20 protein-coding genes and 1 pseudogene are annotated in these 23,341 nt (G+C 57.9%); 9 read left to right on the top strand and 12 right to left on the bottom strand.

The window, feature by feature from the left end:
* Nucleotides 1–3: 3 nt before the first annotated feature.
* The 5 genes from aqpZ to J5M72_RS22855 form a co-directional block, all read right to left on the bottom strand.
* Nucleotides 4–699, bottom strand: coding sequence for an aquaporin Z (gene aqpZ, locus J5M72_RS22875; RefSeq protein WP_207867180.1), 696 nt, complete (start codon nucleotides 697–699; stop codon nucleotides 4–6).
* A gap of 185 nt (nucleotides 700–884) precedes the next feature.
* Nucleotides 885–2,717 carry an ABC transporter ATP-binding protein gene (locus J5M72_RS22870; RefSeq protein WP_207867179.1) on the bottom strand — a complete coding sequence of 611 codons (1,833 nt, stop codon included), beginning with the start codon at nucleotides 2,715–2,717 and terminating at the stop codon, nucleotides 885–887.
* Nucleotides 2,718–2,805: 88 nt separating this feature from the next.
* Nucleotides 2,806–3,369 (bottom strand): peptidylprolyl isomerase A, encoded by a 564-nt coding sequence (locus tag J5M72_RS22865; RefSeq protein ID WP_007956541.1) that lies wholly within the window; start codon nucleotides 3,367–3,369, stop codon nucleotides 2,806–2,808.
* A 3-nt stretch (nucleotides 3,370–3,372) separates the two neighbouring features.
* Nucleotides 3,373–4,176: an alpha/beta hydrolase gene (locus J5M72_RS22860; RefSeq protein ID WP_207867178.1), complete on the bottom strand. Its 804-nt coding sequence runs from the start codon at nucleotides 4,174–4,176 to the stop codon at nucleotides 3,373–3,375.
* Between the two features lie 14 nt (nucleotides 4,177–4,190).
* Nucleotides 4,191–5,114 carry a LysR family transcriptional regulator gene (locus J5M72_RS22855; protein ID WP_169429308.1) on the bottom strand — a complete coding sequence of 308 codons (924 nt, stop codon included), beginning with the start codon at nucleotides 5,112–5,114 and terminating at the stop codon, nucleotides 4,191–4,193.
* A gap of 49 nt (nucleotides 5,115–5,163) precedes the next feature.
* On the opposite strand from J5M72_RS22855, the gene J5M72_RS22850 reads away from it, so the two are divergent.
* The 3 genes from J5M72_RS22850 (at nucleotide 5,164) to J5M72_RS22840 (ending at nucleotide 7,337) form a co-directional block, all read left to right on the top strand.
* The gene (locus J5M72_RS22850; RefSeq protein ID WP_169429309.1) at nucleotides 5,164–5,478 is read left to right on the top strand and encodes a 3-phosphoglycerate kinase; all 315 of its coding nucleotides are present in this window, start codon (nucleotides 5,164–5,166) and stop codon (nucleotides 5,476–5,478) included.
* Between the two features lie 165 nt (nucleotides 5,479–5,643).
* Nucleotides 5,644–6,243 (top strand): FMN-dependent NADH-azoreductase, encoded by a 600-nt coding sequence (locus tag J5M72_RS22845; protein WP_169429310.1) that lies wholly within the window; start codon nucleotides 5,644–5,646, stop codon nucleotides 6,241–6,243.
* 212 nt (nucleotides 6,244–6,455) lie between these two features.
* Nucleotides 6,456–7,337, top strand: a complete 882-nt coding sequence (locus J5M72_RS22840) for a carboxylate/amino acid/amine transporter (protein WP_207867177.1) — start codon at nucleotides 6,456–6,458, stop codon at nucleotides 7,335–7,337.
* Here J5M72_RS22840 and J5M72_RS22835 read toward each other — a convergent pair.
* A complete protein-coding gene (locus tag J5M72_RS22835) occupies nucleotides 7,282–8,187 on the bottom strand; it encodes a LysR family transcriptional regulator (RefSeq protein WP_207867176.1) in 906 nt (301 codons plus the stop codon). The genes J5M72_RS22840 and J5M72_RS22835 overlap by 56 nt on opposite strands.
* Before the next feature lie 169 nt (nucleotides 8,188–8,356).
* On the opposite strand from J5M72_RS22835, the gene J5M72_RS22830 reads away from it, so the two are divergent.
* Nucleotides 8,357–9,001 (top strand): hydrolase, encoded by a 645-nt coding sequence (locus tag J5M72_RS22830; protein WP_085648570.1) that lies wholly within the window; start codon nucleotides 8,357–8,359, stop codon nucleotides 8,999–9,001.
* A 125-nt stretch (nucleotides 9,002–9,126) separates the two neighbouring features.
* Here the strand turns inward: J5M72_RS22830 and J5M72_RS22825 are convergent.
* Nucleotides 9,127–9,660: pseudogene (locus J5M72_RS22825) on the bottom strand (mechanosensitive ion channel family protein); the annotation flags it as partial.
* 195 nt (nucleotides 9,661–9,855) lie between these two features.
* Between J5M72_RS22825 and J5M72_RS22820 the strand changes: the two are divergent.
* Nucleotides 9,856–11,286: a hypothetical protein gene (locus J5M72_RS22820; protein WP_207867175.1), complete on the top strand. Its 1,431-nt coding sequence runs from the start codon at nucleotides 9,856–9,858 to the stop codon at nucleotides 11,284–11,286.
* A gap of 80 nt (nucleotides 11,287–11,366) precedes the next feature.
* On the opposite strand, the gene J5M72_RS22815 is transcribed toward J5M72_RS22820, so the two are convergent.
* Complete coding sequence (locus J5M72_RS22815; RefSeq protein ID WP_207867174.1) at nucleotides 11,367–12,356, bottom strand: TauD/TfdA family dioxygenase; 990 nt, start codon at nucleotides 12,354–12,356, stop codon at nucleotides 11,367–11,369.
* A gap of 141 nt (nucleotides 12,357–12,497) precedes the next feature.
* On the opposite strand from J5M72_RS22815, the gene J5M72_RS22810 reads away from it, so the two are divergent.
* From J5M72_RS22810 to J5M72_RS22800, 3 genes are all read left to right on the top strand, one after another.
* On the top strand, nucleotides 12,498–13,718 hold the full coding sequence (locus J5M72_RS22810; RefSeq protein WP_207867173.1) for a hypothetical protein: 1,221 nt from the start codon (nucleotides 12,498–12,500) through the stop codon (nucleotides 13,716–13,718).
* A gap of 1 nt (nucleotide 13,719) precedes the next feature.
* Nucleotides 13,720–17,034 carry a UvrD-helicase domain-containing protein gene (locus J5M72_RS22805; protein WP_207867172.1) on the top strand — a complete coding sequence of 1,105 codons (3,315 nt, stop codon included), beginning with the start codon at nucleotides 13,720–13,722 and terminating at the stop codon, nucleotides 17,032–17,034.
* Between the two features lie 671 nt (nucleotides 17,035–17,705).
* The gene (locus J5M72_RS22800; RefSeq protein WP_207867171.1) at nucleotides 17,706–18,539 is read left to right on the top strand and encodes a hypothetical protein; all 834 of its coding nucleotides are present in this window, start codon (nucleotides 17,706–17,708) and stop codon (nucleotides 18,537–18,539) included.
* A 91-nt stretch (nucleotides 18,540–18,630) separates the two neighbouring features.
* On the opposite strand, the gene J5M72_RS22795 is transcribed toward J5M72_RS22800, so the two are convergent.
* On the bottom strand, nucleotides 18,631–19,929 hold the full coding sequence (locus J5M72_RS22795; protein WP_207867170.1) for a mechanosensitive ion channel family protein: 1,299 nt from the start codon (nucleotides 19,927–19,929) through the stop codon (nucleotides 18,631–18,633).
* Between the two features lie 191 nt (nucleotides 19,930–20,120).
* Here J5M72_RS22795 and J5M72_RS22790 point away from each other — a divergent pair, with 191 nt between their 5' ends.
* The gene (locus J5M72_RS22790; protein WP_115076934.1) at nucleotides 20,121–21,461 is read left to right on the top strand and encodes a DEAD/DEAH box helicase; all 1,341 of its coding nucleotides are present in this window, start codon (nucleotides 20,121–20,123) and stop codon (nucleotides 21,459–21,461) included.
* 114 nt (nucleotides 21,462–21,575) lie between these two features.
* On the opposite strand, the gene J5M72_RS22785 is transcribed toward J5M72_RS22790, so the two are convergent.
* The 3 genes from J5M72_RS22785 to J5M72_RS22775 form a co-directional block, all read right to left on the bottom strand.
* A complete protein-coding gene (locus J5M72_RS22785; protein ID WP_207867169.1) occupies nucleotides 21,576–22,175 on the bottom strand; it encodes a hypothetical protein in 600 nt (199 codons plus the stop codon).
* Nucleotides 22,176–22,187: 12 nt separating this feature from the next.
* Nucleotides 22,188–22,772 carry a papain-like cysteine protease family protein gene (locus J5M72_RS22780; protein WP_207867168.1) on the bottom strand — a complete coding sequence of 195 codons (585 nt, stop codon included), beginning with the start codon at nucleotides 22,770–22,772 and terminating at the stop codon, nucleotides 22,188–22,190.
* Nucleotides 22,773–23,005: 233 nt separating this feature from the next.
* Entirely contained in the window at nucleotides 23,006–23,281 is a 276-nt protein-coding gene (locus J5M72_RS22775) for a hypothetical protein (protein WP_207867167.1), read from the bottom strand.
* Nucleotides 23,282–23,341: the final 60 nt, after the last annotated feature.

The following is a 23,341-nucleotide window of genomic DNA, read 5'->3' as shown; positions in this document are numbered from 1 at the left end:
CCCTCAACTGTCGTCCTTGCCCAGCCAGCGATAGACCACACCGCCCACCACCGCGCCCAGCAGCGGCGCGACCCAGAACATCCACAGTTGCGCGATCGCCCAGCCGCCGACCATCAGCGCCGGGCCCGTGCTGCGGGCCGGGTTGACCGAGGTGTTGGTCACGGGAATCGAGATCAGGTGGATCAGCGTCAGGGCCAGACCGATGGCGATCGGTGCCAGTCCCGCCGGGGCGCGTTTGTCAGTGGCGCCGAGGATGATGACCACTAACATGGCGGTCATGACCAGTTCGGTGACGAACCCCGATGCCATGGAGTATTTGCCCGGCGAGTGTTCGCCATAACCGTTGGAGGCCAGGCCTGCGGCGATGTCAAAACCCTCCTTGCCGCTGGCAATGTGATACAGCAGCGCCGCTGCCAGAATCCCGCCGATCACCTGGGCGATGATGTAGGCGGGCAGTTCTTTGGCCGGGAACCGGCCGCCGACGACCAGACCAACCGACACGGCCGGGTTGAGGTGACAGCCGCTGATATGGCCGATGGCAAACGCCATGGTCAGCACCGTCAGACCAAATGCCAGGGCGACCCCCAGCACGCCGATACCCAAGGGTGAGGACGCAGCGATCACCGCGCTGCCACACCCGCCTAACACTAACCAGAACGTACCCAACAACTCCGTGGCCGAACGTTTTAACAGAGACATGAGAGTGTCCTTGATAGACGCGCTATCGAGACTGTATCGAATTGTGCTTCCTTGCAATTACGACAGGTTCATCTCCAGAACCTTCGCTGAGTACAGCAGGGAATGCGGGGATTTCCAGCAGGCATGAAAAAACCGCCAGAGCCCGTGGTGGAAGGGCTGTGGCGGTTTTTTTGTTGGTCGCAGGATCAATCGATGCCGACAAACCCTCCGGTCTGGTGCGCCCATAGCCGTGCGTACAATCCACCGTGGGCCAGCAGTTCGGCATGGTTGCCGGTTTCGGCGATCCTGCCGTTCTCCAGCACCACCAGCCGATCCATGCGGGCAATGGTCGAGAGGCGGTGGGCGATGGCAATTACGGTCTTGCCCTGCATCAGGGTTTCCAGGCTTTCCTGGATCGCCGCTTCGACTTCCGAGTCCAGTGCCGAGGTCGCTTCGTCCATGATCAGGATCGGCGCGTCCTTGAGCAGCACCCGGGCAATCGCGATCCGCTGGCGCTGGCCGCCGGACAGCTTGACGCCGCGCTCACCGACATGGGCATCGAATCCGGTGCGTCCTTCGGCATCCGACAGCAGGGGAATGAACTCGTCGGCGCGGGCCTTGTGCACCGCTTCCCAGAGTTCGGCGTCGGTGGCGTCAGGCTTGCCGTACAGCAAGTTGTCGCGGATCGAACGGTGCAGCAACGACGTGTCCTGAGTGATCATGCCGATCCGCGCACGCAGGCTCTCCTGGCCGACTTCAGCGATATTCTGGCCATCGATCAGGATCCGCCCGCCCTCGACGTCGTACAGACGCAACAGCAGGTTGACCAGGGTCGACTTGCCGGCGCCGGACGGGCCGATCAGACCGATTTTCTCGCCGGGTTTGATGGTCAGGTTGAGGTCGCTGATGATGCCTTTCTTCTTGCCGTAGTGAAAATCCACGTGCTCGAAACGCACTTCGCCACGGGCCACGGCCAGCGGTTTGGCCTGTTCGTGATCGGTGACGCTGACCGGTTGCGAGATGGTCTGCAGACCGTCCTGGACCATGCCGATGTTTTCGAAGATCCCGGTGACCACCCACATGATCCAGCCGGACATGTTGACGATGCGGATCACCAGGCCGGTGGCCAGGGCGATGGCGCCGACGGTGATCAGCGACTGCGACCACAGCCACAGCGCCAGCGCGGTGGTGCCGACGATCAGCAGACCGTTCATGGTGGTGATCGCCACGTCCATGCTGGTGACCACACGGCCGGCCATCTGGGCCTTTTCGGTCTGCTCCTGCATCGCTTCGCGGGCGTAATGCTGTTCGAAATTGGTGTGGGCGAACAGCTTCAGGGTGGCGATGTTGGTGTAGCCATCGACGATCCTGCCCATCAGTTTCGAACGCGCGTCAGACGCTGCGACGGAGCGGTCCTTGACCCGTGGCACGAAGTAGTAGAGCGCGCCGATGTAGGCGGCGATCCAGGTCAGCAGGGGGACCATCAGGCGCCAGTCGGCTTCGGCGAACAGCACCAGCGAACTGACCGCATAGATCAGCACGTGCCACAACGCATCCACTGCCTGCACGGCGGAGTCGCGCAGCGAGTTGCCGGTCTGCATGATGCGCTGGGCGATGCGCCCGGCGAAATCGTTCTGGAAGAAGTTCAGGCTCTGCTTGAGCACGTAGCTGTGGTTCTGCCAGCGAATCATGCTGGTCATGCCCGGGCTCAGCGTCTGGTGCACCAGCAGGTCGTGCAGGCCGAAGAAGATCGGACGCAGCACCAGCGCAACCACTACCATCCAGGTCAGTTCCAGGGCGTGGTCGCTGAAGAAGTTCGGGTTGGGGGTGCCTTGGGCCAGGTCGATGATGCGGCTCAGGTAACTGAACAGCGCCACTTCGATCAGGGCGGCGAACAGGCCGACCACCAGCAGGGCGGCGAAACTCGGCCAGACCTGCTTCAGGTAATAGGTATAGAAGGGCAGAACACGGTTCGGCGGAGCCGCCGTAGGAGCGTCACGGAATATGTCGATCAGTTGTTCGAAACGGCGATAGAGCATCAGATAACCGCCCGGAGCACGGGCTCTCCTTTTATCAGTGTGAGCGGCGCGATGGGTGATCGGCGCCGCTCGATATGCCCTGTAAAGCTTAGTCGATGCGCTTGGCCGACTTGATGATCACAGGGTCGACAGGCACGTTTTGCATGCCCTGTTTGGTGGTGGTCTGGGAGTTGACGATGATGTCGACCACGTCCATGCCCTTGACCACTTTGGCGAACACCGCGTAACCGGCGTCGCGGCCCGGATCGAGGAAGGCATTGTCGGCCACGTTGATGAAGAACTGGCTGGTGGCCGAATCCGGGTTGGAAGTACGGGCCATCGACAGGGTGCCACGAACGTTGTGCAGACCGTTGCTGGCTTCGTTCTTGATCGGTGCCTTGGTTTCTTTCTGTTGCATCTGCTGGGTGAAGCCGCCGCCCTGAGCCATGAAGCCCGGGATCACGCGGTGGAAAATGGTGTTGGTGTAGAAACCGCTGTCGACGTACTCGAGGAAGTTCTTGGTACTGATCGGCGCCTTGACCGGGTCCAGTTCGATTTCGATCTGGCCGTTGGTGGTGTCCAGCAGCACGTGCGGCGCTTTTGCCGGCGTGGCAGCCATCAGGTTGGCGGCGAACAGCACGGTGCCGGCGGCGAGGGCGAGTTTTTTCAGCATGGGTCAGTGATCCTGAGGGTGATTATCGGCTGTGGCGAGGAACTCCAGCAGCGTTTGATTGAAGCGTTCGGGCTGATCGAGCGGGGTGGCATGGCGAGAATCGGCGATCACCACCAGCCGCGCATCGGGCAGCAGTCTGACATAGGTTTCTTTCAGCGAAACGGGGGTGTAGTCCCGGTCGGCGCTGACGACGAGGGTTGGACAGGTGACCCGGCAAAGGCGTTCCTGAACCCCCCAGCCAACAATCGCATCGAAGCTGGCGAGATAAGCACGTTTGTCGTTTTTTGCCCAGCGTTCGGCCATCTTCTGTCGCAAATCCGCCTGTTCCGGTTTGGGGAACAGCTTGGCACCCAACGCCTTGCCAATGGTCGTTAGGCTGAGCAGGCGCATCAGGCTCCAGCGCTTGAACCACTGCCAGTAATCGTCGCGGCTGCGCACCTTGACCTCGGGCGCGCTGTTGACGATGGTCAGGCTCTTGAGCATCTGTGGCTGATCGACGGCGAACTGGAAGCCGATCATGCCGCCCATGGACAGCCCGACGTAATGCACCGGGCCGAGCTTCAGGTGCTCGATCAGGGCGAGCATGTCAGCGCTGAACCCGGCGATGCTGTAGCGTTCGCGGGGCTTGTCGGAGCGGCCGTGACCGCGCACATCCGGGACGATCACCCGGTAATGCGCGGCGAGTGCCGGAATCTGCATTTCCCAGTCCAGGGTGCTGGAACCGAGCCCGTGAACCAGCAGCAACGGATCGCCGTGGCCATATTCCTCGTAGTGCAGGTTGCAACCTTCATGCTCGAAATACGCCATGGGTGAACTCCGTGTCAGGCTTGTTCAGGGGCGGCGAACGGTGCGTCCAGCGGCAGGGTGTCGAAAGTGCGCAGCAGTTCGATAAGGATTTGCGTGGCTGGACCCAAGGGTTTGTCCTTGTTCGAATACAGATAGAAACTGGAGTTGCGATTGCCGCCCCTGTCCAACGGTAGCAGCTTGAGTGAGCCGTCTTTCAGTTCCCGCTCGATCATGTGTCGGGGCAGCCAGGCGAATCCCAGGCCACTGCTGACAAACGTCGCCGCCGTGGCGAGACTGCCGACGGTCCAGCGCTGTTCGGCGCCGAGCCAGCCAACGTCCCGGGGTTGCTGGCGGCCGGAGTCGCGGATCACCACTTGCATCTGGGTTTCCAGGTCCTGGAAATTCAGCTCGCGGTTCAGCCGGTGCAGGGCGTGTTCGGGGTGGGCAACGGCGACGAACTCCACGTCGCTCAATTCCGCGCCGAGGTAACCGGGAATGCTCAGTCCGGTGATGGCCAGATCGGCCACACCTTCGAGCAGCACTTCTTCGACGCCTGACAGCACTTCCTCACGCAGACGCACGCGGCAGCCGCGGCTTTGGGGCATGAACGCGGTCAGCGCGCGAACGAGGCGGGCAGTCGGGTAGGCGGCATCGACCACCAGCCGCACCTCGGCCTCCCAGCCTTGCTCCATATGATGGGCGAGGTCTTCCAGTTGGCTGGCCTGTTTCACCAGTTGCCGAGAGCGTCGCAGCAACACGCCGCCGGCCTCGGTCAGCACCGCCTTGCGGCCGTCGATGCGCAGCAACGGCACACCGAGCTGATCCTGCATGCGGGCGACGGTGTAGCTCACCGACGATTGCGAACGGTGCAACGCTTCGGCGGCCTGGGCGAATCCGCCATGGTCGACCACCGCCTGCAACGTTCGCCATTGATCAAGGGTCACGCGGGGCGCTTTCATCGATAGCTCCTCTTGTCCTAAGCTGGCCGTCCCTCATGGAGACTGCCGAATGAAAAAATTCTGTTGTGTGGTGCTGGCGCTGCTGCCGCTGACCGCGTTTGCGTATCCGATCGATGTGCAGAAGAATCTCAATGGCCTGAAGATCGACTACGAGTCTTATGACACCGATAAAGACATCGGCTCCATCCGGGTCGCCAACTACGGCGAGGTCGACGCGGTCTGCAAAGTCGTGTTCAGCAATGGCCCGGAAGCGCCGCGAACCCGCAATATTGAAGTGCCGGCCGGCAAACACACCAATGCCACCGCCAAGTTCTCCCGCGAGATCATCAAGCTGCGCGTCGAACTGAGCTGCAAACCGAAATAACCGGCCCCAATCCTGTGGGAGCAGGCTCGCTCCCACAGGGCACAGGTTGCATATAAACGAATATTTCGATGGTTTGCAGCAATTATTTGCGCTTTTTGATCGATATGACTCTGTTTAACCTTCACTCCATCGACTTACAACATTCTCGGATGGAGGCTACACAACATGTCCCGCGTTCTGATCATCGAAAGCAGCGCCCGCCAGCAAGACTCGGTTTCCCGTCAACTGACCCAGACCTTCATCAGTCAGTGGAAAGCAGCGCATCCGGACGATCAGATCACCGTTCGTGACCTCGCCGTGAACCCGGTGCCACACCTGGACATCAACCTGCTGGGCGGCTGGATGAAATCCGCCGAGCAGCGCAACGACAGCGAGCAGTCCTCGCTGGACCGTTCCAACGAATTGACCGATGAATTGCTCGCCGCCGACGTGCTGGTGATGGCTGCGCCGATGTACAACTTCGCCATCCCGAGCACCCTGAAAGCCTGGCTCGACCACGTACTGCGTGCCGGTGTGACCTTCAAGTACACCGAAACCGGCCCGCAAGGCCTGCTCAGCGGCAAGCGTGCCTACGTGCTGACCGCCCGTGGCGGCATCTACGCCGGTGGCCCGGCGGATCATCAGGAACCGTACCTGCGTCAGGTGATGGGGTTCATCGGCATCCACGACGTGACCTTCATCCACGCCGAAGGTATGAACCTGGGCGGCGACTTCCAGGAGAAAGGCCTCAACCAGGCCAACGCCAAACTGTCCCAGGTCGCTTGAAATGTTAATCGCCAGATAATCGCCGATTGTTCTAGTGACCTGGCGCAACCCCTTCAAGGCTCTACGCGCATCGAACCTCCCTTTGCACTTGTTGCTCCTGAGTGCTGCAGCCCGATTGAACGCTTTAGCGAGATCGGGCTTTTTTTTGCCCGGAATTTAGCGATGGCCGGCAAAAAACGCTATCGTCGCCGCCATTCGAAATCGAGGCGAGCATGGGCTATCTACTTTTTGTCACGCTGATCCAGGCGTTTTCCTTCAGTCTGATCGGCGAATACCTGGCCGGTCATGTCGACAGCTACTTCGCGGTGCTGGTGCGTGTGGTGCTGGCCGGGCTGGTGTTCATTCCGCTGACCCGCTGGCGCTCGGTGGAGCCGGCGTTCATGCGCGGCATGCTGCTGATTGGCGCGTTGCAGTTCGGCGTGACCTACGTTTGCCTGTACTTGAGCTTCCGGGTACTGACGGTGCCGGAAGTGTTGCTGTTCACCATCCTCACGCCGTTGCACGTGACGTTGATCGAAGATGCACTGAACCGCCGCTTCAACCCGTGGGCGCTGATCGCCGCACTGGTGGCGGTCGCAGGCGCGGCGGTGATCCGCTACGACCGGATCAACCCGGACTTCTTCATGGGCTTTTTGCTGCTGCAACTGGCCAACTTCACCTACGCCGCCGGGCAGGTGCTGTACAAGCATCTGGTGGCAAAACACCCGAGCGATCTGCCGCACTACCGACGTTTCGGTTTCTTCTACCTCGGCGCACTGGCGGTGGCGTTGCCGGCGTTCCTGCTGTTCGGCAAATCCAACTTCCTGCCGGAAGCTCCGCTGCAATGGGGCGTGCTGGTGTTCCTCGGTCTGGTCTCGACCGCGCTCGGTTTGTACTGGTGGAACAAGGGCGCCTGCCTGGTCAACGGCGGCACCCTGGCGGTGATGAACAACCTGCATGTGCCGGTGGGGTTGCTGCTGAACCTGCTGATCTGGAATCAGCACGAAGAACTGGGGCGGTTGTTCATTGGTGGCAGCGTGATTCTGGCGGCGGTGTGGATCAGCCGGTTGGGGATTCGCCAGTCGGCGCCAGTTGCTCCACCAGAAACTCGATAAACGCCCGGGTCTTCTGCGGCACCCGTCGCGCTGACGAATACACCGCGTTGATGGTGATCGCCGGGGCCTGCCATTCGCACAGTACCGGCACCAGTCGTCCCGCTGCCAATGACTCTTCGACGATGAAGTCTGGCAGCAGCGCAATGCCCATGCCGGCCTCGGCCGCTTGCGCCAGCAGGTCGCCGTTGTTGGCGTGCAGCGGCCCGGTCACGTTGACCCGCTGCGTTTCTTTGCCGTTGCACAGTTGCAGGCTGACCCCGCTCTGCAGATAGCCGTAGTTCAAGCATTGATGTGAGCGCAGATCCTGCGGGGTCTGCGGCGTGCCTGCGCGTTCGAGGTAAGCGGGGGAGGCGACCATGATTCGTGGGGCGGGCGCCAGTTGCCGGGCGATCATGGTCGAGTCGGGCAGGCTGGCGATGCGGATGGTCACGTCGAAGCCGCCGCGCACCGGATCGACCTGCTGGTCGCTGAGCACCAGTTGCAGTTCGATGTTCGGGTGTTGCTCATGGAACAGCGGAATCAGCTTGCCCAGCCGTCGCAGGCCGAACGACATCGGTGCGTTCACCCGCAACACCCCGCGCAATTCGCCAACTCCGTCCCGAGCTCGCTGCTCGGCCTCGTCCAGCGCCGCAATCACTTCCCGCGCCGCTTCGAAATACTCCGCTCCGGCCTCGGTCAGGTGCAGGCTGCGGGTGGTGCGTTGCAGTAGTTGCACACCGATGGCTTCTTCCAGCGCCTGAATCTGTTTGCTGACTTTCGAGCGTGGCACGTCCATGGCACGGGCGGCGGCCGCGAAGCCGTTCTCGCCGACCGTCACCACGAAGGCGCGCATGCATTCGATGCGATCCATGATTATCCCTATTTTAGAATCAATGATTCTCGATTTTAGGGAATTGTCCCTTTATCGGCTAGCCCCTAAAGTGACATCCAAGCCGAGACAACAACGCCGAAGACGGCCAGACACTCGACTCACCCATTACCCGATCGAAACTCTGAATCGACATCAAAAGGAACGCGCCATGTCTATCCGTGAACTGCTGAACCCTACCAATTCCGCCCTGATCCTGATCGACCACCAGCCACAAATGGCTTTCGGCGTACAGTCGATCGACCGTCAGACCCTGAAGAACAACACCGTCGGCCTGGCCAAGGCAGCGAAGATCTTCAACGTGCCGACCATCTACACCTCTGTCGAAACCGAAAGCTTCAGCGGCTACATCTGGCCGGAACTGCTGGCGGTGCACCCGGAGCAGAAACCGATCGAGCGCACCTCGATGAACTCCTGGGAAGACAAGGCGCTGGTTGACGCAGTGAAGGCCACCGGTCGCAAGAAACTGATCATCGCCGCACTGTGGACCGAGGTCTGCCTGACCTTCCCGGCCCTGGAAGCCCTGGCCGAAGGCTACGAGGTGTATATCGTCACCGACGCGTCCGGCGGCACCACCAAGGAAGCCCATGACATGTCGGTACAGCGGATGATTCAGGCCGGCGCAGTACCGGTGACCTGGCAGCAAGTGCTGCTCGAGTACCAGCGTGACTGGGCGCACAAAGACACTTATCAGGCGGTGATGGACCTGGTGCTGGAACACAGCGGCGCTTACGGCATGGGTGTCGATTACGCCTACACCATGGTGCACAAGGCGCCGCAACGGCAGGCCAAGTAATTTAGGGAAACGATGCAAAACCTGTGGGAGCCAGCCTGCTGGCGATTGCAGTGGATCAGACCGATCAATGTCTGATGACACTCCGCAATCGCCAGCAGGCTGGCTCCCACATTTGATCGGCGGTGTTACATGAGGTGTTTTTCAGCTTCAGGTATGTGCGCCGAACCCAACACCGCCGGCAATAGCCCCGACCGCAAATCCCCACCACTCGGCTGCTGATACAGGCTCAACCCGAACTCTGGCAACACCGCCAGCAGGTAATCGAAAATATCCCCCTGGATCCGCTCGTAATCGGCCCACACCGTGGTGGTGGTAAAGCAGTAGATTTCCAGCGGAATGCCCTGGGCCGTGGTCTGCATCTGGCGGACCATGCAGGTCATGTTCGGCTGGATCTCCGGGTGACTCTTCAGATAGGCCAGCGCATAAGCGCGGAAGGTGCCGATGTTGGTCATGCGCCGACGGTTGGCCGACATCGCCGCGACGTTGCCCTGCGCTTCGTTCTAGGCCTTGAGCTCGGCTTTCTTGCGGGCCATGTAGGCGGTCAGCAGGTGCACCTGGGAGAGTTTCTCTTCTTCATCGTCGCGGATGAAACGCACACCGCTGGCGTCGATGAACAGACTGCGCTTGATCCGTCGCCCGCCGGATTGCTGCATGCCGCGCCGTACAACCGGTAATTTTTCATACTATCTAGACCCTTCCTACAGCCACGGCCCTCCCCCGAAATGCCCAAAAACCACCAACCCTCTCATCAACTCGGATTTCCGACCGAGGATGTCCCCATGGGCCTTGACCCGATCTTCACAAACTATGTACTAAGTACTAAGTCCAAAAATCCCTACAAGGAGCTACCCCGAATGGAATCACCCAGCACCCTTCCGGCCCTGCTGCCAAAGCAGAACCTGAAACCCCTAGAGCCAATGCCAGCCTCCACTGAGCTCACCCCAACCCCACCAGAGCCTCACCAGACTCTGGAGCTCCACCAAGCCCCGCACCCTCAGCCTGAAGGCGCGTCAGCTCTATCACTGGCTCTTCACGAAGGTCTCATGTACCAGCGCACTCTTCCGCGAGAAGAACGCACCACCCACTTGGGCGTGTTTGCTTACGAAACACTCGATGCCATTACGCGAGTGATAGAACAGCATTTGCCATCCTTCAAGCCAGACCTAAGCGCGCTACTCAATCTTCTAACTGTCGCGTCCCAATCAACTCTCACACCTGAGCAAGCGACTGAGTTAAGAGAAACTTATAATCGAACCCATGAAAAGGTCTTTCCCGTAAACGAGATGTATCTCTACTGGTGCCACCAGTTCCATGGGCTTTCGGAAGATCACAGCCTGAGATCTATTTCTTGGGATCATCTGAAAAGGCTGGAAGAAGAATCATATGCGGATGATGAGCTAAAGGCCCTTGTCCACGAACTCAAGTTGTCCTTTGGACGTGTGAAGGATGTGTCTGATAGCCAGGGCTTCAGGCAGGTGTTTGAGTACTACGGCGAGGCGCTTGTATATTCAAAGCTCAGCAAGCACTTCAAGACTAAGCGGATCGCGGCGAAAAAAGATTCGATGCCTGACTTTGTTTGCGCTCTGCCGAACGGGAAGGAATTCTATGTTGAATTGAAGTCCTTGGATCTCGTACAGGCTCCGCTTCGATCAAATCAGATGCATGAAGATGCTATGAATCAGAATATCGCAATCGAAGACCAACTTCGGCAAGGTAATAAAGTCGCAATGGCGGAAAGGGAAATTGCTCCGTTCAAGCCACCGTTTGATGATGGATCATACGACCCGCGTTCTTTGTTGCTAGTGATTAATACGCTGATGAAGAAGGCGAGATCTGCCTTCAAGGAGTCTCAATTTGCCCAGGGGCCTACATTCGCTTTCATGCTCTGTGATCGATTGATGATTCCTGGTGGCAACCATAGCGTTGCCCCTCAGTACTTCGAGCGAGGAGGTGATGCAGTAGTGTCTGGTGCACTCTGGAACGCTTGTTTTGCCAAGATGGGCTGGCCAATTTTCAGGATGCCAGACTTTGAGGGGGCTCCGGGGCTGGAGGGCCATATGTCAGAACATGGGTTGTTTGTGGATGAGTACGTCAAGTTTCCAACTGGTGCGGTGGTTTTTTCTAAGTTTGGATGGCAAGAGGATACCTTGATGGGTCTCTATGACTCCAAATGGCAGCCGAATCCAGAGTGGAGTGTGGATGACACTACTGAAGTGATTCACGTGCTATGCACGGCGTACAACGATGAGCGAAACTCTTATGGTCAGTCTGTCGCCATGACCTGATATTACTGAGTGCCTTAAAAGCCAACTGGTCAGCGCCAGGAAATGGAGCGGGATGACACACACAACATCCCGCACCCAATTCATGGGTAGAGCTTGAACGCACTGTCGGGATAGCGCTGGTCGGCCCGTAGTTCCCGGGTATCCAGCCCATAGGTACGCAGTAGCCACCGTGAGTCGCCACCGGCCTCGCCGCCCACTACGCCGCGGCCATGCAGTCCCACGCGATTGTTGACGAGCAGGATATCGCCGGGTGCAATGACGACAGACGCGGAGCATTCCTGACAGGCCTGCTCGAAGCGCGTTATCGCTTGGCTCGCAAGCTCAGAGTCAAAATCGGTTTCCGACGCACTGTGGCTGTAGCGAATCCAATACCCATCCTCGGTTTCGAACAGCAGTTGGATGCCGGCCATTACCTCCAGCAGCGAACTGTCCTTGCCGAAGAGTTTGCGCAGCCCACGCTTGAAGGTTTTTTGAGGGCGGAGGATGTACTGAGGCTTCGTCAGCTCATTGATCTCCTCGCTGGTCAGTTTCTGCAGGACAGCAGAGAGTGGCATGACCGTGGTGGTAGTGCCGTCAGGATTACGAAGGCCGCTCAGGCAGACAAAGTCAGGGGAAGGGGCTACGCGCTCGTCAAACTCATGCGGTAGACCGCGAACCGGGAACGAAACCCCGTCGGTATGGCCGCGCATATCGCTCTTGGACTTTTCCGCAAAGTCATCATCGCCCGGAAGCACCACTAGGTTCACGAACAGGTGGCCGTCATTCTCGGAGCCATAGGAAATGGTGTCCGAATTGAGCGCGGCGAGGCAAACCACCGCGCTGGCCCTGGCGGCGACGGTAGTGGCAACGTCAGGCACGGGGACGAAAGCGATTGGCGTTTCTGGCAGATCGTGAATGTCAAAGACACCGCGCAGATGAATCAACGGATTCGCCCAAGCGCTGCGCTGGAGGTTGTAGAGGTCGACGTTGACCTCAGTGAGAGCGGCAACGACTTGGGGTAAGAGATACGCACCAAGCTCCACCGGATTGCCGAGCGCTGCGAGGCAGGATTCGAGCGAGTTATCGTGCATCCACTGGCTCACTGAACCTCGGATAGCCTTGGAAAAATGAGCGTCGATCAATTGTGTCCCTACCATCGCGAGTGATATAAAGATGATATACAAGCGCCTTTTGGCGCACCACTGCTTCCGTCCAGATGCCCAGAGTTTACCATGAAACGTAATGTCAATTTGCCGTCGCCATCCCTCAGCGCTCCGCTCAGGGCGTGGTCGGATTACCTGGGATGGGTGTCTGCGACGGCGGATTTTAAGATGGTAGGGGACGTTTGTCAGTGTACGGTTGCTACATCGGAGGGACAGATCCTAGAGGTGCAGGCGGCAACCCCAGATCTTCTTGCCAAGCAGGTCATGGCCGACCTGACTGCAAACATGGTGGTTCCGCCGACCATTGATGGCTCAGCACTCTCATCCCTTCAAGATGCAGGGAAGCAACAGAAACTGCAGCAAGGTGAGCTAGGGCAAGGTGAACCCAAGCCCGTGACTCCCGAAGGTCTACAAACTCAAGCGTCGCCACAGGAGGTGTCTATGCGCAGTCATTACGAACCCGCTTTGCCTCGTGCATCGCAAGCGCCGCGATCAACATCCGTGACCATCACCAAGGGCACATTGCAGACGGTAGGCGTATATGTGCCGGTAGCTATGCATGAAGCGCTTAAGGCAGTTGCGGAGAAGCAGAGCAAGAAATTCTCTGTGCTCGTTCGAGAGATGGTCGAGAGTGGCTACGAGCGTTTTGAGGATGCGATCGAAGAGCGTAACGGGAGAAAGGTGCTCGAGGGCTATGAGCGGAAGGTGGCGAGCTATGATGGCCAGTCCGAACAGTGGATGGCCCGACTTGATCGCAAGCTCAGTCTGGAGCTCAGGTTGACCGCGAAGGAATACGGACGGTCGGCTTCTCAAATCGTGGGTGGGCTATTGGCTGAGGAGCTTTCTCATTGCCCACAAGCCCAAGCGGTTGCTTCATCCATCTCTGCCACTGGCCACGCAGTTTCTACTACCGCTGCCCGAGTAATCGCTGATCCAGCTGAAGTGGCACGTGCTCAAGCCGAGATTGCAGGTCTTGTCGGCCCTAAAGCCAACGAGCTGGCCATTCACCTGGGCCTTCCCGGCAAGCGCAAATTGGTCAACGAGGTGCTGGTTGGGATGGTTCGTGCACCTGGCGTCTTGATGAGAAATGTCGCCGAGTATTTCCAGGTTTCGCCAGAAGCGGTGAATGAAGCGGTGAGTTTGAATTTCCGTCAGTTAGCGGCACCTTCCTTTAAAGCTTCCAACGGCCAGCCGAGGGTGCTAACAGAACCTGTTTCTTGGGAAGAGGCTGTAAAAGCGCTCAAGTTACCTCATGATGAAGAGGCGCAACTGTTGGCTTTAGGGGACTGATATGAATCCGTTCGACCGCGCACGAATCCAGGCTATCAATGCACGGGCGAAACTCATCGCTGCGTGCGGTCAACAGTATCCGACCAGCACGCAATTGCTTGACGTTGCTGAAGCGACGTTAGGCATTGCGATCGAGTGGGTGACTCCCGATGACTATGCGTTGGGTGGAGCCGATGCGCTTCTACAGCGGTCGATACACACGATCCTGATTCGTGATGACGTTCGACAGGAGGCGAAAGCTTACCTATTGGCTCACGAACTGGGCCATTGGTATCTCGACTCACCCCAACCCGCTCCTGGCACTTCTACAGTGTCTTTTATCGCCGACCCCGACGATGAAGTTGATACCACCACCCGCACCACCAGCCCCGGCAGTGCAGTGGTGGAGGGGTATGGTGCATGGGAGCGCAACGAGCTCCAGGCAAACGTCTTTGCGCGAGAGCTGTTGCTACCTAGGACAGTAGCAAGAGCATTGTGGTCAGCAGGATGGCGTTCTCGATTGATAGCGACGCGTTTTCTGTTGCCGCTAGAAGTCGTAAGGCAGCAATTGGCAGACGCGCTGCTGCTCCCTGATGTCCCCCCAGTTCCTCCGGCTCCCGCACATCCCCCGAGCGATGCCCAGCGTCTTGCGGCTGAGGCTCAAGAGAAATTCGTCAATGTGGTTGCAGGCCCAGGAACGGGTAAGACCACGACGTTGATACACCGAGTGGCTCATTTGATCTCCAGCGGGGTTCCCGCCAATAGAATTTTGGTGATGACCTTTACCAACCGCGCCGCCCAAGAGCTTGTCGAGCGGTTGACGGCAGCCAATGTTCCGAATGCTTCACAGGTATGGGCTGGCACCTTCCATTCGTTCGGGCTTGAGCTCCTGCGAAAGCACCACCTTCTTTTCGGTCTCACACCTCAGATCAAGATCGCTGATGCGCTGCAGCAAGTCAGGATGATGGTCGAAGAACTGCCCACCCTGCAGCTCGAATATTTCTTCAGGTTGAGCAACCCGTATGACTGGTTGCCTGATGTGTTGAGGATCATCCATCGTCTGAAAGAAGAATTGGTCACCCCGGACGAATACGCTGCGATCGTTCGAGCATTACCGACGGTTGAGCCCGATGTTGAGCGAGAGCGTAACGACATAGTGACACTCTACAGGGCCTACGAAGCCGTACTGCGGCGAGAAGGGTGGGTGGACTATCCAGACCTTCTGGTTCGACCCACTGTACAAGCGCGTGATGATCGTCCGTCCTTGGCGGCTTTCCTAGAACAGTACGATCACGTCCTGGTGGATGAGTACCAGGACGTCAACCATGTGATGATCGAGTTCGTCAAAAAGATCGGATCGCCGCAACGTTGCCTGTGGGTGGTCGGTGATATTCGTCAGGCTATTCATCACTGGCGTGGTGCGTCGATCCAAAGTCTGCTCAAGCTTGATGAGGCGTACATTGCCAGAGGACAGGCTGCCTCTATCAAACGATACAGCTTGGACATCAACCGGCGCAGCTCTCCAGAGATTCTTCGTCTGGTCGAACGGGCTGGAACCGAGCATGTGTTACAGCCACTCGTGCCGCTGGATCCTGTATCACCCTCTCGCTCCATGAGCGGGGTTATGCCAGCTTTATTCCACACCCAAAGGGATACTCAGAGCAGTGTCATCGTCACCGAGATTACTCAGTGTCGAGCGGCAGGGCACTCGTACGGCAGTCAGGGCATCATTAGCTCAACGAATGCTCAAGTAGACAAGCTTGCCCAAGACATTGAGGCAGCTGGCATTCCTGTGTTGCACCTGGGTGAGTTGAACCAGAGGCCTGAAGTCAAAGAGTTAATGTGCCTGATGCAACTGCTGGCGCAGCGTTCGCCTGGAGCGCTCCTCGGCTTGTTCGGACGTGCAAACTTGAGAATGCCGGCGGCAGACATAGAGGTGCTGACGAACCAGTCCAAGTTAGGTTTCAACCACCAGCGTGGTCGTTGGCTGAGCCGCCCCGCTCCAGGGCTGTCGGCGCAAGGGCAACAGGTTGTCCAGGTGTTGAGTGATTTATTGGAAGGGGCCACGCGAAGCTCCCGCCCTTGGGTGTTTGTCTGTGACCTCCTGTTTGAAAAAGGCTTTGGGTTGGAGTCGCTGGCTGATCAGTCTGCCACTGCGCAGATCAATCGCCTGGCGTTATGGCAATTCCTCTACGGGGTTCGCAATAGTGATGGAGTTGGTAGCCAAGCGACGTTATCGAAGTTTTTGGTCAGAGAAGATTTTCGGCGGTATATCGGGCAACGATCAGGGGAGCGCGCGCTTCCACCCGAGGCGGCTGCGATCGAGGCTGTGAGGCTCATGACCGTCCATGGCAGCAAAGGGCTTGAGTTTGACGTGGTGCACATGGCCAATGTCGAAAAGACCAAGTTTGGAGCAGAGGCACCGCCACGTTTTGATGAGCGCCAGGCGTTGCTACTGCCCCCTGAAGCGCTGCACAGCACGCAAGCGCTGCGCCTCCAAGGTGAGGCCATCGAGCGGAACAATCTGTTGTACGTTGGCCTGTCCAGGGCGAGAGATCGGTTAAAGGTCTACGGCGGCACTGATGCCACAACGATCCCCGATCCCCTGCGTGATCCTTCAGTAATACCTGCTAGCGTCGCGAGGGCCTCAGTTCCAGTAGCGGCGACTTTCACGCGTATACCCATGACACCACCCGTGGCTATGACCTTCGCTGCCCTGAATGGGTTCATGACCTGCTCCCTGCAATATCACTATGCCCAAGAATTGAATCTTCCCATCGAACAGGAGTTGGATGTCTCAATTCGGGCTCGTCGAGCAGTGCTGGCAGGGCTTGAATACTTCTACCGAGATGGAATGAAGACCGATGACGCCTTCCTTAGAGCCTGGGGTGAAAAACCGTTGCCGTCAGAGGCAGAGGACAAAATGCTGATGGAGCACGCTAGGATCGCCTTTGATCGAGGTGCTTCATGGCAGCCGGGTAGCGCGTCTTATGTACCTGAAACGACCGCCAGCGTGAATGGCCAGGCCATTACCATGCCCTGGATGCTTCGCGAGGCGAGTGGTGATGTGATCTGGCTGCGCACGGGGGTAGGCCTGAGTGCCGTAGCGCGAAATGTTCGACCTATCTTGGAGAATCTGGGAGGTAGGCGTTGCAACCGAATATCTATTCATTCGCTCGTCACGGGGCTTTCTGAAGACGCAGTTCCGTCTGCAAGAGCTAGCAGTACCAGTGTGTTTAAGGCGATCGGGGCATTGCATGCTGGTGAGCGTAAAGCAACCCGAGGTAAACACTGCAATCGATGCGCCTATTCGACGATTTGTGCTCAGAGGCACTGATCGTCTTGGTTGCGGGTCTTGATCCATCCCGATCATTGACGTTGACCAAGTCGCCGCCTTGTACAGGTTGACCGGAGGAGTGGATGAAGGCTGTAGATAAGGAAAGAAGTAGCTATGACCTACATAAGCTTGCCGCAAGATCAGCAGAGAGTGATCGGCGCTATGGACAGGCAGGCTTTTGAGTCGGCAATTGACCGATGTGTGACGGACGAGAGGGGCTCTCCACTGGACGGACTTGGCCTCAGAGAGAGTTGGAAATATATGGGTCAATGCTTGGGGCGTTCGAGCGTGTTATAGCCGAATACAATAAAGCCAATTCTTTTTGCAAAGCGCGAGCAACTAGGGACGACGTGTTGTACGCCGGTCGAGATCCTGCCCATGCTCTAGCAGCGATGAAGGCTCGAGTTGAAATGGAGTAGAAAGAAAGGTAGCTGTTTCAAGTCGATAATCAGATCAGGCCACCCTTGCACTTAAACAAGCGGTTAAGCGTAAGCGCTATTAATAGTTAGCGAGCTTTCTCGGTATCGAATTGGGTGATGGGTCATATAACGTTTATCTGGTGCGGTGTGATCCTCGCAGCGGTGTGGATAAGCTCGCTGGGGATTCGCAAGCCGCAGGTTGCACGTGAGCTTTTGCATTGGGTTTCACCGTTTTTTTTTCTGGAAAAATAAATGAATATGCATGACGCTAATAGGTCTCTCGAGGAAATTAGAGCACAGCAACGATCGATTTTTGGTGTCGCGATCTGTTCACTCCTCGCACTTGTCGTAGCACTTTTTCTGGGAGGTGCTGACGATCCTTATCCTAATGCAGCGTTGTTAATGGCTTGTGTTTCTTTGTTTGCTGGGTTGTTTGTCTTTTTCTCATACATGGAAATGACATTGGCCAAACATCTGGTTAACTTCAGAGCGACCGTGATTATCTGGGTCGTTCTGCTGACATTGCTGGGGTATATCGGAAAAATCAGGGCCGGAAACGATATTAACCACATATTTCATACAGATTCAGGCGTATTTCCCCTGACCCTGTTTGCAGCCACGGTGCTGCATGTGGCCGACTTGTTAAAGTGGTTGGTTGGCGGGGTAATGCTAATTTTGATTCTTGTTACTTGGTTGGCGCGCAGGGAAGTTCTTGCGAGGCAGAATGGGATTATTATTTTTTGCACACATGTTGTAATTATTGTGACATTGTTTTTGGCTTCGGTGCTTATCTGGGGTAGGGTGTCTAGCGAAGATCGTCGATTGCAGTTCGTCTATCGATTGGCACACATTGCAGATTTCAACTCGTCGTTTCGTTGCAAGGGAATCAGTGACGAACGATTCAGTGTTGTTTTTCTGGACGGAAACAAAACGCGTGTACTGGTAGCGGAAAAAATTGAATCTGATTTGTATTATTATAAGAAAGCCGAAATATTTCAGCCGGTGAGCGTGCCTGAAGAGTTTCCTCAAATGGATTGTGTTTATGAGTCTAACAATCCAACGTGGGATTTGAGGTTGCAGCGGTAATAACTTTCATTGAGTGTGTTAACAATCTAAGAGTTAGGCTCGCGAGAGCTTGTTGAGTTGAGTTTTTCTAGAACTCTCGCGGGCTTAGCTTTTAAAGCAAATGTTTCTCAGCCTCGGATATATACGCCGAGCCCAACACAGCCGGCAATATCCCGGAACGCAAATCCCCACCGCTCGGCTGCTGATACAGGCTCAACCCGAACTCCGGCAGCACCGCTAGCAGGTAATCGAAAATATCCCCCTGGATCCGCTCGTAATCGGCCCACACCGTGGTGGTGGTAAAGCAGTAGATTTCCAGCGGAATGCCCTGGGCCGTGGTCTGCATCTGACGGACCATGCAGGTCATGTTCGGCTGGATCTCCGGGTGACTCTTCAGATAGGCCAGCGCATAAGCGCGGAAGGTGCCGATGTTGGTCATGCGCCGGCGGTTGGCCGACATCGCCGCGACGTTGCCCTGCGCCTCGTTCCAGGCCTTGAGCTCGGCTTTCTTGCGGCCCATGTAGGCGGTCAGCAGATGCACCTGGGAGAGTTTTTCTTCTTCATCGTCGCGGATGAAGCGCACACCGCTGGCGTCGATGAACAGACTGCGCTTGATCCGTCGCCCGCCGGACTGCTGCATGCCGCGCCAGTTTCTGAATGATTCGGACATCAGGCGCCAGGTCGGGATCGAGACGATGGTCTTGTCGAAGTTCTGCACCTTGACCGTGTGCAGGGTGATGTCGACCACGTCACCATCGGCGCCGACCTGCGGCATTTCGATCCAGTCGCCGACCCGCAGCATGTCGTTGCTGGTCAGTTGCACGCTGGCGACGAACGACAGCAAGGTGTCCTTGTAGACCAACAGGATCACCGCCGACATCGCACCCAGACCCGACAGCAGCAACAGTGGTGAACGGTCGATCAGGGTGGCGACGATGATGATCGCGCCGAACACGTAAAGGACCATTTTCGCCAGTTGCACATAGCCCTTGATCGAGCGGGTGCGGGCGTGTTCGGTGCGGGCGTAGATGTCCAGCAGTGCATTGAGCAGGGCGCTGACCGACAACAGCAGGAACAGAATGGTGAACGCCAGCGCCACATTGCCGAGGAACACCATGGCGGTCTTGCTCAGTTCCGGCACCAGGTGCAGGCCGAACTGGATCACCAGCGATGGCGTCATCTGCGCCAGACGCTGAAACACCTTGTTATGCCGAAAATCGTTGAGCCAGTGCAGCGCCGGTTGGCGACCGAGCATGCGGCTGGCATGCAGGATCAGGTAGCGCGCCACTCGTCCGAGGACCAGCGCGATCACCAGCAGCAGGACCAGAGCCAGGCCGGCGTGCAGGAGCGGGTGCTGATCAAGGGCACCCCAGAGGTCTTGGGCGTTGAGCCAGAGCTGTTTGAAATCCATGAGTGAGACGATTCTTCTGTTGGACGCGACGGGCGATTAGAGCATTTAAGACGCTGTGTATTACCGTTGGAGACAAATCGAGCAACAAAAAAGCCACTGATTACCGCGGATTTCACAAAGAAACTCGGCCTGAGCGCTCGAAACCGGTAACCTATGCAGCTGATTTTTTGCATATCTTCGAGGTAGCACCCGTGTTTTCCCAATTCGCCCTGCACGAACGCCTGCTCAAAGCCGTGGCCGAGCTGAAATTTGTCGAGCCAACGCCTGTGCAAGCCGCGGCCATTCCGCTGGCGCTTCAGGGGCGTGACCTGCGGGTGACGGCGCAAACCGGTAGCGGCAAGACCGCCGCTTTCGTCCTGCCGATCCTCAACCGCCTGATCGGCCCGGCCAAGATCCGCGTCAGCATCAAGACCCTGATCCTGCTGCCGACCCGCGAGCTGGCCCAGCAGACCCTGAAGGAAGTCGAGCGCTTTTCGCAGTTCACTTTCATCAAGTCCGGCCTGATCACCGGTGGTGAAGATTTCAAGGTCCAGGCCGCCATGCTGCGCAAGGTGCCGGACATCCTGATCGGCACCCCGGGCCGGATGATCGAGCAACTGAACGCCGGCAACCTCGACCTGAAAGAAGTCGAAGTGCTGGTGCTCGACGAAGCCGACCGCATGCTCGACATGGGTTTCGCCGAAGACGTGCAGCGTCTGGTCGACGAATGCCCGAACCGTCAGCAGACCATGCTGTTCTCCGCCACCACCGGCGGTTCCGGCCTGCGCGAGATGATCGCCAAAGTGCTGAACAATCCTGAGCACTTGCAGCTCAACGCGGTCAGTCAGCTGAACGACACCACCCGTCAGCAGATCATCACCGCCGACCACAACCAGCACAAAGAACAGATCGTCAACTGGCTGCTGGCCAACGAGACCTACCAGAAGGCCATCGTCTTCACCAACACCCGGGCCATGGCCGACCGCATCTACGGCCGCCTCGTCGCCCAGGAATACAAGGCGTTCGTGCTGCACGGCGAGAAAGACCAGAAAGATCGCAAACTGGCGATCGACCGTCTGAAGCAGGGCGGTGTGAAGATCCTGGTAGCCACCGACGTGGCGGCCCGTGGTCTGGACGTAGACGGTCTGGATCTGGTGATCAACTTCGACATGCCACGCAGCGGCGACGAATACGTACACCGCATCGGTCGTACCGGCCGTGCCGGCAACGACGGTCTGGCGATCTCACTGATCTGCCACGGCGACTGGAACCTGATGTCGAGCATCGAGCGTTATCTGAAGCAGAGCTTCGAGCGCCGCACCATCAAGGAAGTCAAAGGCACCTACGGCGGACCGAAAAAAGTCAAGGCCTCGGGTAAAGCTGTCGGCGTGAAGAAGAAAAAGACCGACGCCAAGGGCGACAAGAAGAAAACCGCCGCCAAGACCCCGACCAAGCGCAAGAGCGCCAACCGTCCGAAACCGGATTCTCTGGTGAGCAGCGACGGCATGGCCCCGCTCAAGCGCCGCAAGCCGGCAGCGCCTGCGGCTGAATAAGCCGTTCCAGACGCCGAAAAAAACCCGGACAGTGTCCGGGTTTAATGAGATGGTCAGCCTGACCGAGAAGCCCTGCAGGTTTACGCTTGCAGGGCTTTTTATTGCCGGCGTTTGTCAACTGCCCAGCTGTCCACGGGTGTCGGCATCAAAGCGCTGCTTGGTCTGATCCGCCTTCGGTTTGAGCTGCGCGAGCAGGGCGGCCTCGCTGTACAGCCCGGGCAGCGCCAGCTCCTTGGGCGTTGGCTCGATCGGGATCAGCACATCTTCACCGACCGCATGCAGCCAGATGGCCACGACCTGCAGCGCCGAAACGAACAACACCCGCAGCTCAACGGTTTTGCCCTGCAGCTGTGGCGATTGCTCCGCCAGCTTCAGCGCATCGACCGTGGCGCTCGCCAGGTTGCCGTGGTTCAACGAGGCGAACTCGACGTGACCGCGGACCTCAGCCAATTGCGCATCGGCAATTGACACGCCGTCGGCAAACACCAGGTAATGCCAGTCACCGAGCCGGGCATCCTTCAGGCCTTTGCCTTGGCTCAGATCCTCCAGGCTCAACGAATAACCGCGATAGGCCTCGCTCAGGCTGATTTTCGCCGGCACCGCACTGGCGAACTGGCGATTGATGCCAAACCCCTGGGTTTGAAGCGCCGCTTGCAATACTGGACGCAAGGTCTGCACGCCGTTGGAAGGCGCCTTTGGATAAGTCAGTTGCATGATGTCGCCCTCCTAGTTTCTCGCCGTGAAGTAAGTGTGAGTCCAGTTGCCGCCACCGTTGTAGGAACCGGGGAATGAATTCAGTGCGCGGGTCGAGTAGCCATAGATCGAATCCGCGACCAGCACATAGTTGCCGTTGGTGCCGTAGATCGTAAGGAAGTGCGCACCGCCGCCGTACCAGGCACAGCGCAGACCGACGGGGCGGCCCATGTTGATCTGGTTCTGAATGGCCGACATCTGCAACGACCCCTGATTCATCCCGTTGTAGCTGCGGGTGGTTTGCAGGGCCGAATCCAGGTAGCCGTAGACGTTACACGGCCCCGGCTGGCTGCAGCAGTTGCGGTTCAGTTGGGTGCTGGCAACGCCGCACTGGGTCCAGGACCCGGTGCCGTAATAGTTGCCGATCGAAGCGGAAACCGCGGCCCAGCACCAGTTGGTCTGGGTCTGTTGCTGCATCGTGAAGTTGAGGCTTGGGGCCGCCAGAGCCTCGGCCTGTGGAGCTGCTTCGACCTCGACCAGATGCGCGTCGAGCAGATGGCCGGTCAGGCACCCGGGCAGGGTGTTGCCGGTGAACTGCGTTGTTTCAGTGGTTAACATTTTTCAATCCTCCATGAATGAAAACAAATGTCCTGCATAGATGTGCGAGCCGTCGGCGGTTAAGGGGTGCCACTTCTGCGGCGGGTTCCGAACAGGCTCGAGGTAACCCTAGGTCTGTATATGCATTTGTGCAAATAAATAAATGCACAAATGCAATTTTGCGGGCGAAAGGACACTGCGTTCAGCATGTCCTTTGTGGTGGAAGTTGAAGCGCGAGGCCTTTGCCCACGTCGTTACCCTTCGGTTTTATGCTCGGCCGAATCCAGCTCCTTCAAGCGCTGATCGATCAGCTGGCATTTGTCCGGCAGATCGGCAGAGGCGGTGCCCAGATCCATTTTTTGCAGCTCGGCATTGATTTCCCTGGCCTTGGTCGGGTTTTGCTCGGTGAGTTTTGCCACTTCCTGGGCCAGTTGCTCGCGCTTGGCGGTGGCTTCTTCCGGGGTGCAGGCCCAGACGGGCAGGGCGCAGGCGAAGGTGGTGGCAAGAGTGAGTTGGAGCAGGGTTTTCATGGGGGCAGGCCTCGGATCCGGTTAAGGCGGGTTAATCGGTTGAGGGCTGTGTCCAGTGAA

Source organism: Pseudomonas sp. 58(2021) (assembly GCF_017491585.1).
In the GTDB taxonomy this organism is placed as follows: Bacteria; Pseudomonadota; Gammaproteobacteria; order Pseudomonadales; family Pseudomonadaceae; genus Aquipseudomonas; species Aquipseudomonas fluorescens_BT.
Note: the sequence above shows the minus strand (reverse complement) of the source record. Positions and strands in the feature narration are given on the sequence as shown.

Bases quoted from the DNA above. Each gene is read 5' to 3' on its own strand.
- aqpZ (WP_207867180.1), bottom strand. From the start codon at position 699: ATGTCTCTGTTAAAACGTTCGGCCACGGAGTTGTTGGGTACGTTCTGG.
- J5M72_RS22870 (WP_207867179.1), bottom strand. From the start codon at position 2,717: ATGCTCTATCGCCGTTTCGAACAACTGATCGACATATTCCGTGACGCT.
- J5M72_RS22865 (WP_007956541.1), bottom strand. From the start codon at position 3,369: ATGCTGAAAAAACTCGCCCTCGCCGCCGGCACCGTGCTGTTCGCCGCC.
- J5M72_RS22860 (WP_207867178.1), bottom strand. From the start codon at position 4,176: ATGGCGTATTTCGAGCATGAAGGTTGCAACCTGCACTACGAGGAATAT.
- J5M72_RS22855 (WP_169429308.1), bottom strand. From the start codon at position 5,114: ATGAAAGCGCCCCGCGTGACCCTTGATCAATGGCGAACGTTGCAGGCG.
- J5M72_RS22850 (WP_169429309.1), top strand. From the start codon at position 5,164: ATGAAAAAATTCTGTTGTGTGGTGCTGGCGCTGCTGCCGCTGACCGCG.
- J5M72_RS22845 (WP_169429310.1), top strand. From the start codon at position 5,644: ATGTCCCGCGTTCTGATCATCGAAAGCAGCGCCCGCCAGCAAGACTCG.
- J5M72_RS22840 (WP_207867177.1), top strand. From the start codon at position 6,456: ATGGGCTATCTACTTTTTGTCACGCTGATCCAGGCGTTTTCCTTCAGT.
- J5M72_RS22835 (WP_207867176.1), bottom strand. From the start codon at position 8,187: ATGGATCGCATCGAATGCATGCGCGCCTTCGTGGTGACGGTCGGCGAG.
- J5M72_RS22830 (WP_085648570.1), top strand. From the start codon at position 8,357: ATGTCTATCCGTGAACTGCTGAACCCTACCAATTCCGCCCTGATCCTG.
- J5M72_RS22820 (WP_207867175.1), top strand. From the start codon at position 9,856: ATGGAATCACCCAGCACCCTTCCGGCCCTGCTGCCAAAGCAGAACCTG.
- J5M72_RS22815 (WP_207867174.1), bottom strand. From the start codon at position 12,356: ATGCACGATAACTCGCTCGAATCCTGCCTCGCAGCGCTCGGCAATCCG.
- J5M72_RS22810 (WP_207867173.1), top strand. From the start codon at position 12,498: ATGAAACGTAATGTCAATTTGCCGTCGCCATCCCTCAGCGCTCCGCTC.
- J5M72_RS22805 (WP_207867172.1), top strand. From the start codon at position 13,720: ATGAATCCGTTCGACCGCGCACGAATCCAGGCTATCAATGCACGGGCG.
- J5M72_RS22800 (WP_207867171.1), top strand. From the start codon at position 17,706: ATGAATATGCATGACGCTAATAGGTCTCTCGAGGAAATTAGAGCACAG.
- J5M72_RS22795 (WP_207867170.1), bottom strand. From the start codon at position 19,929: ATGGATTTCAAACAGCTCTGGCTCAACGCCCAAGACCTCTGGGGTGCC.
- J5M72_RS22785 (WP_207867169.1), bottom strand. From the start codon at position 22,175: ATGCAACTGACTTATCCAAAGGCGCCTTCCAACGGCGTGCAGACCTTG.
- J5M72_RS22780 (WP_207867168.1), bottom strand. From the start codon at position 22,772: ATGTTAACCACTGAAACAACGCAGTTCACCGGCAACACCCTGCCCGGG.
- J5M72_RS22775 (WP_207867167.1), bottom strand. From the start codon at position 23,281: ATGAAAACCCTGCTCCAACTCACTCTTGCCACCACCTTCGCCTGCGCC.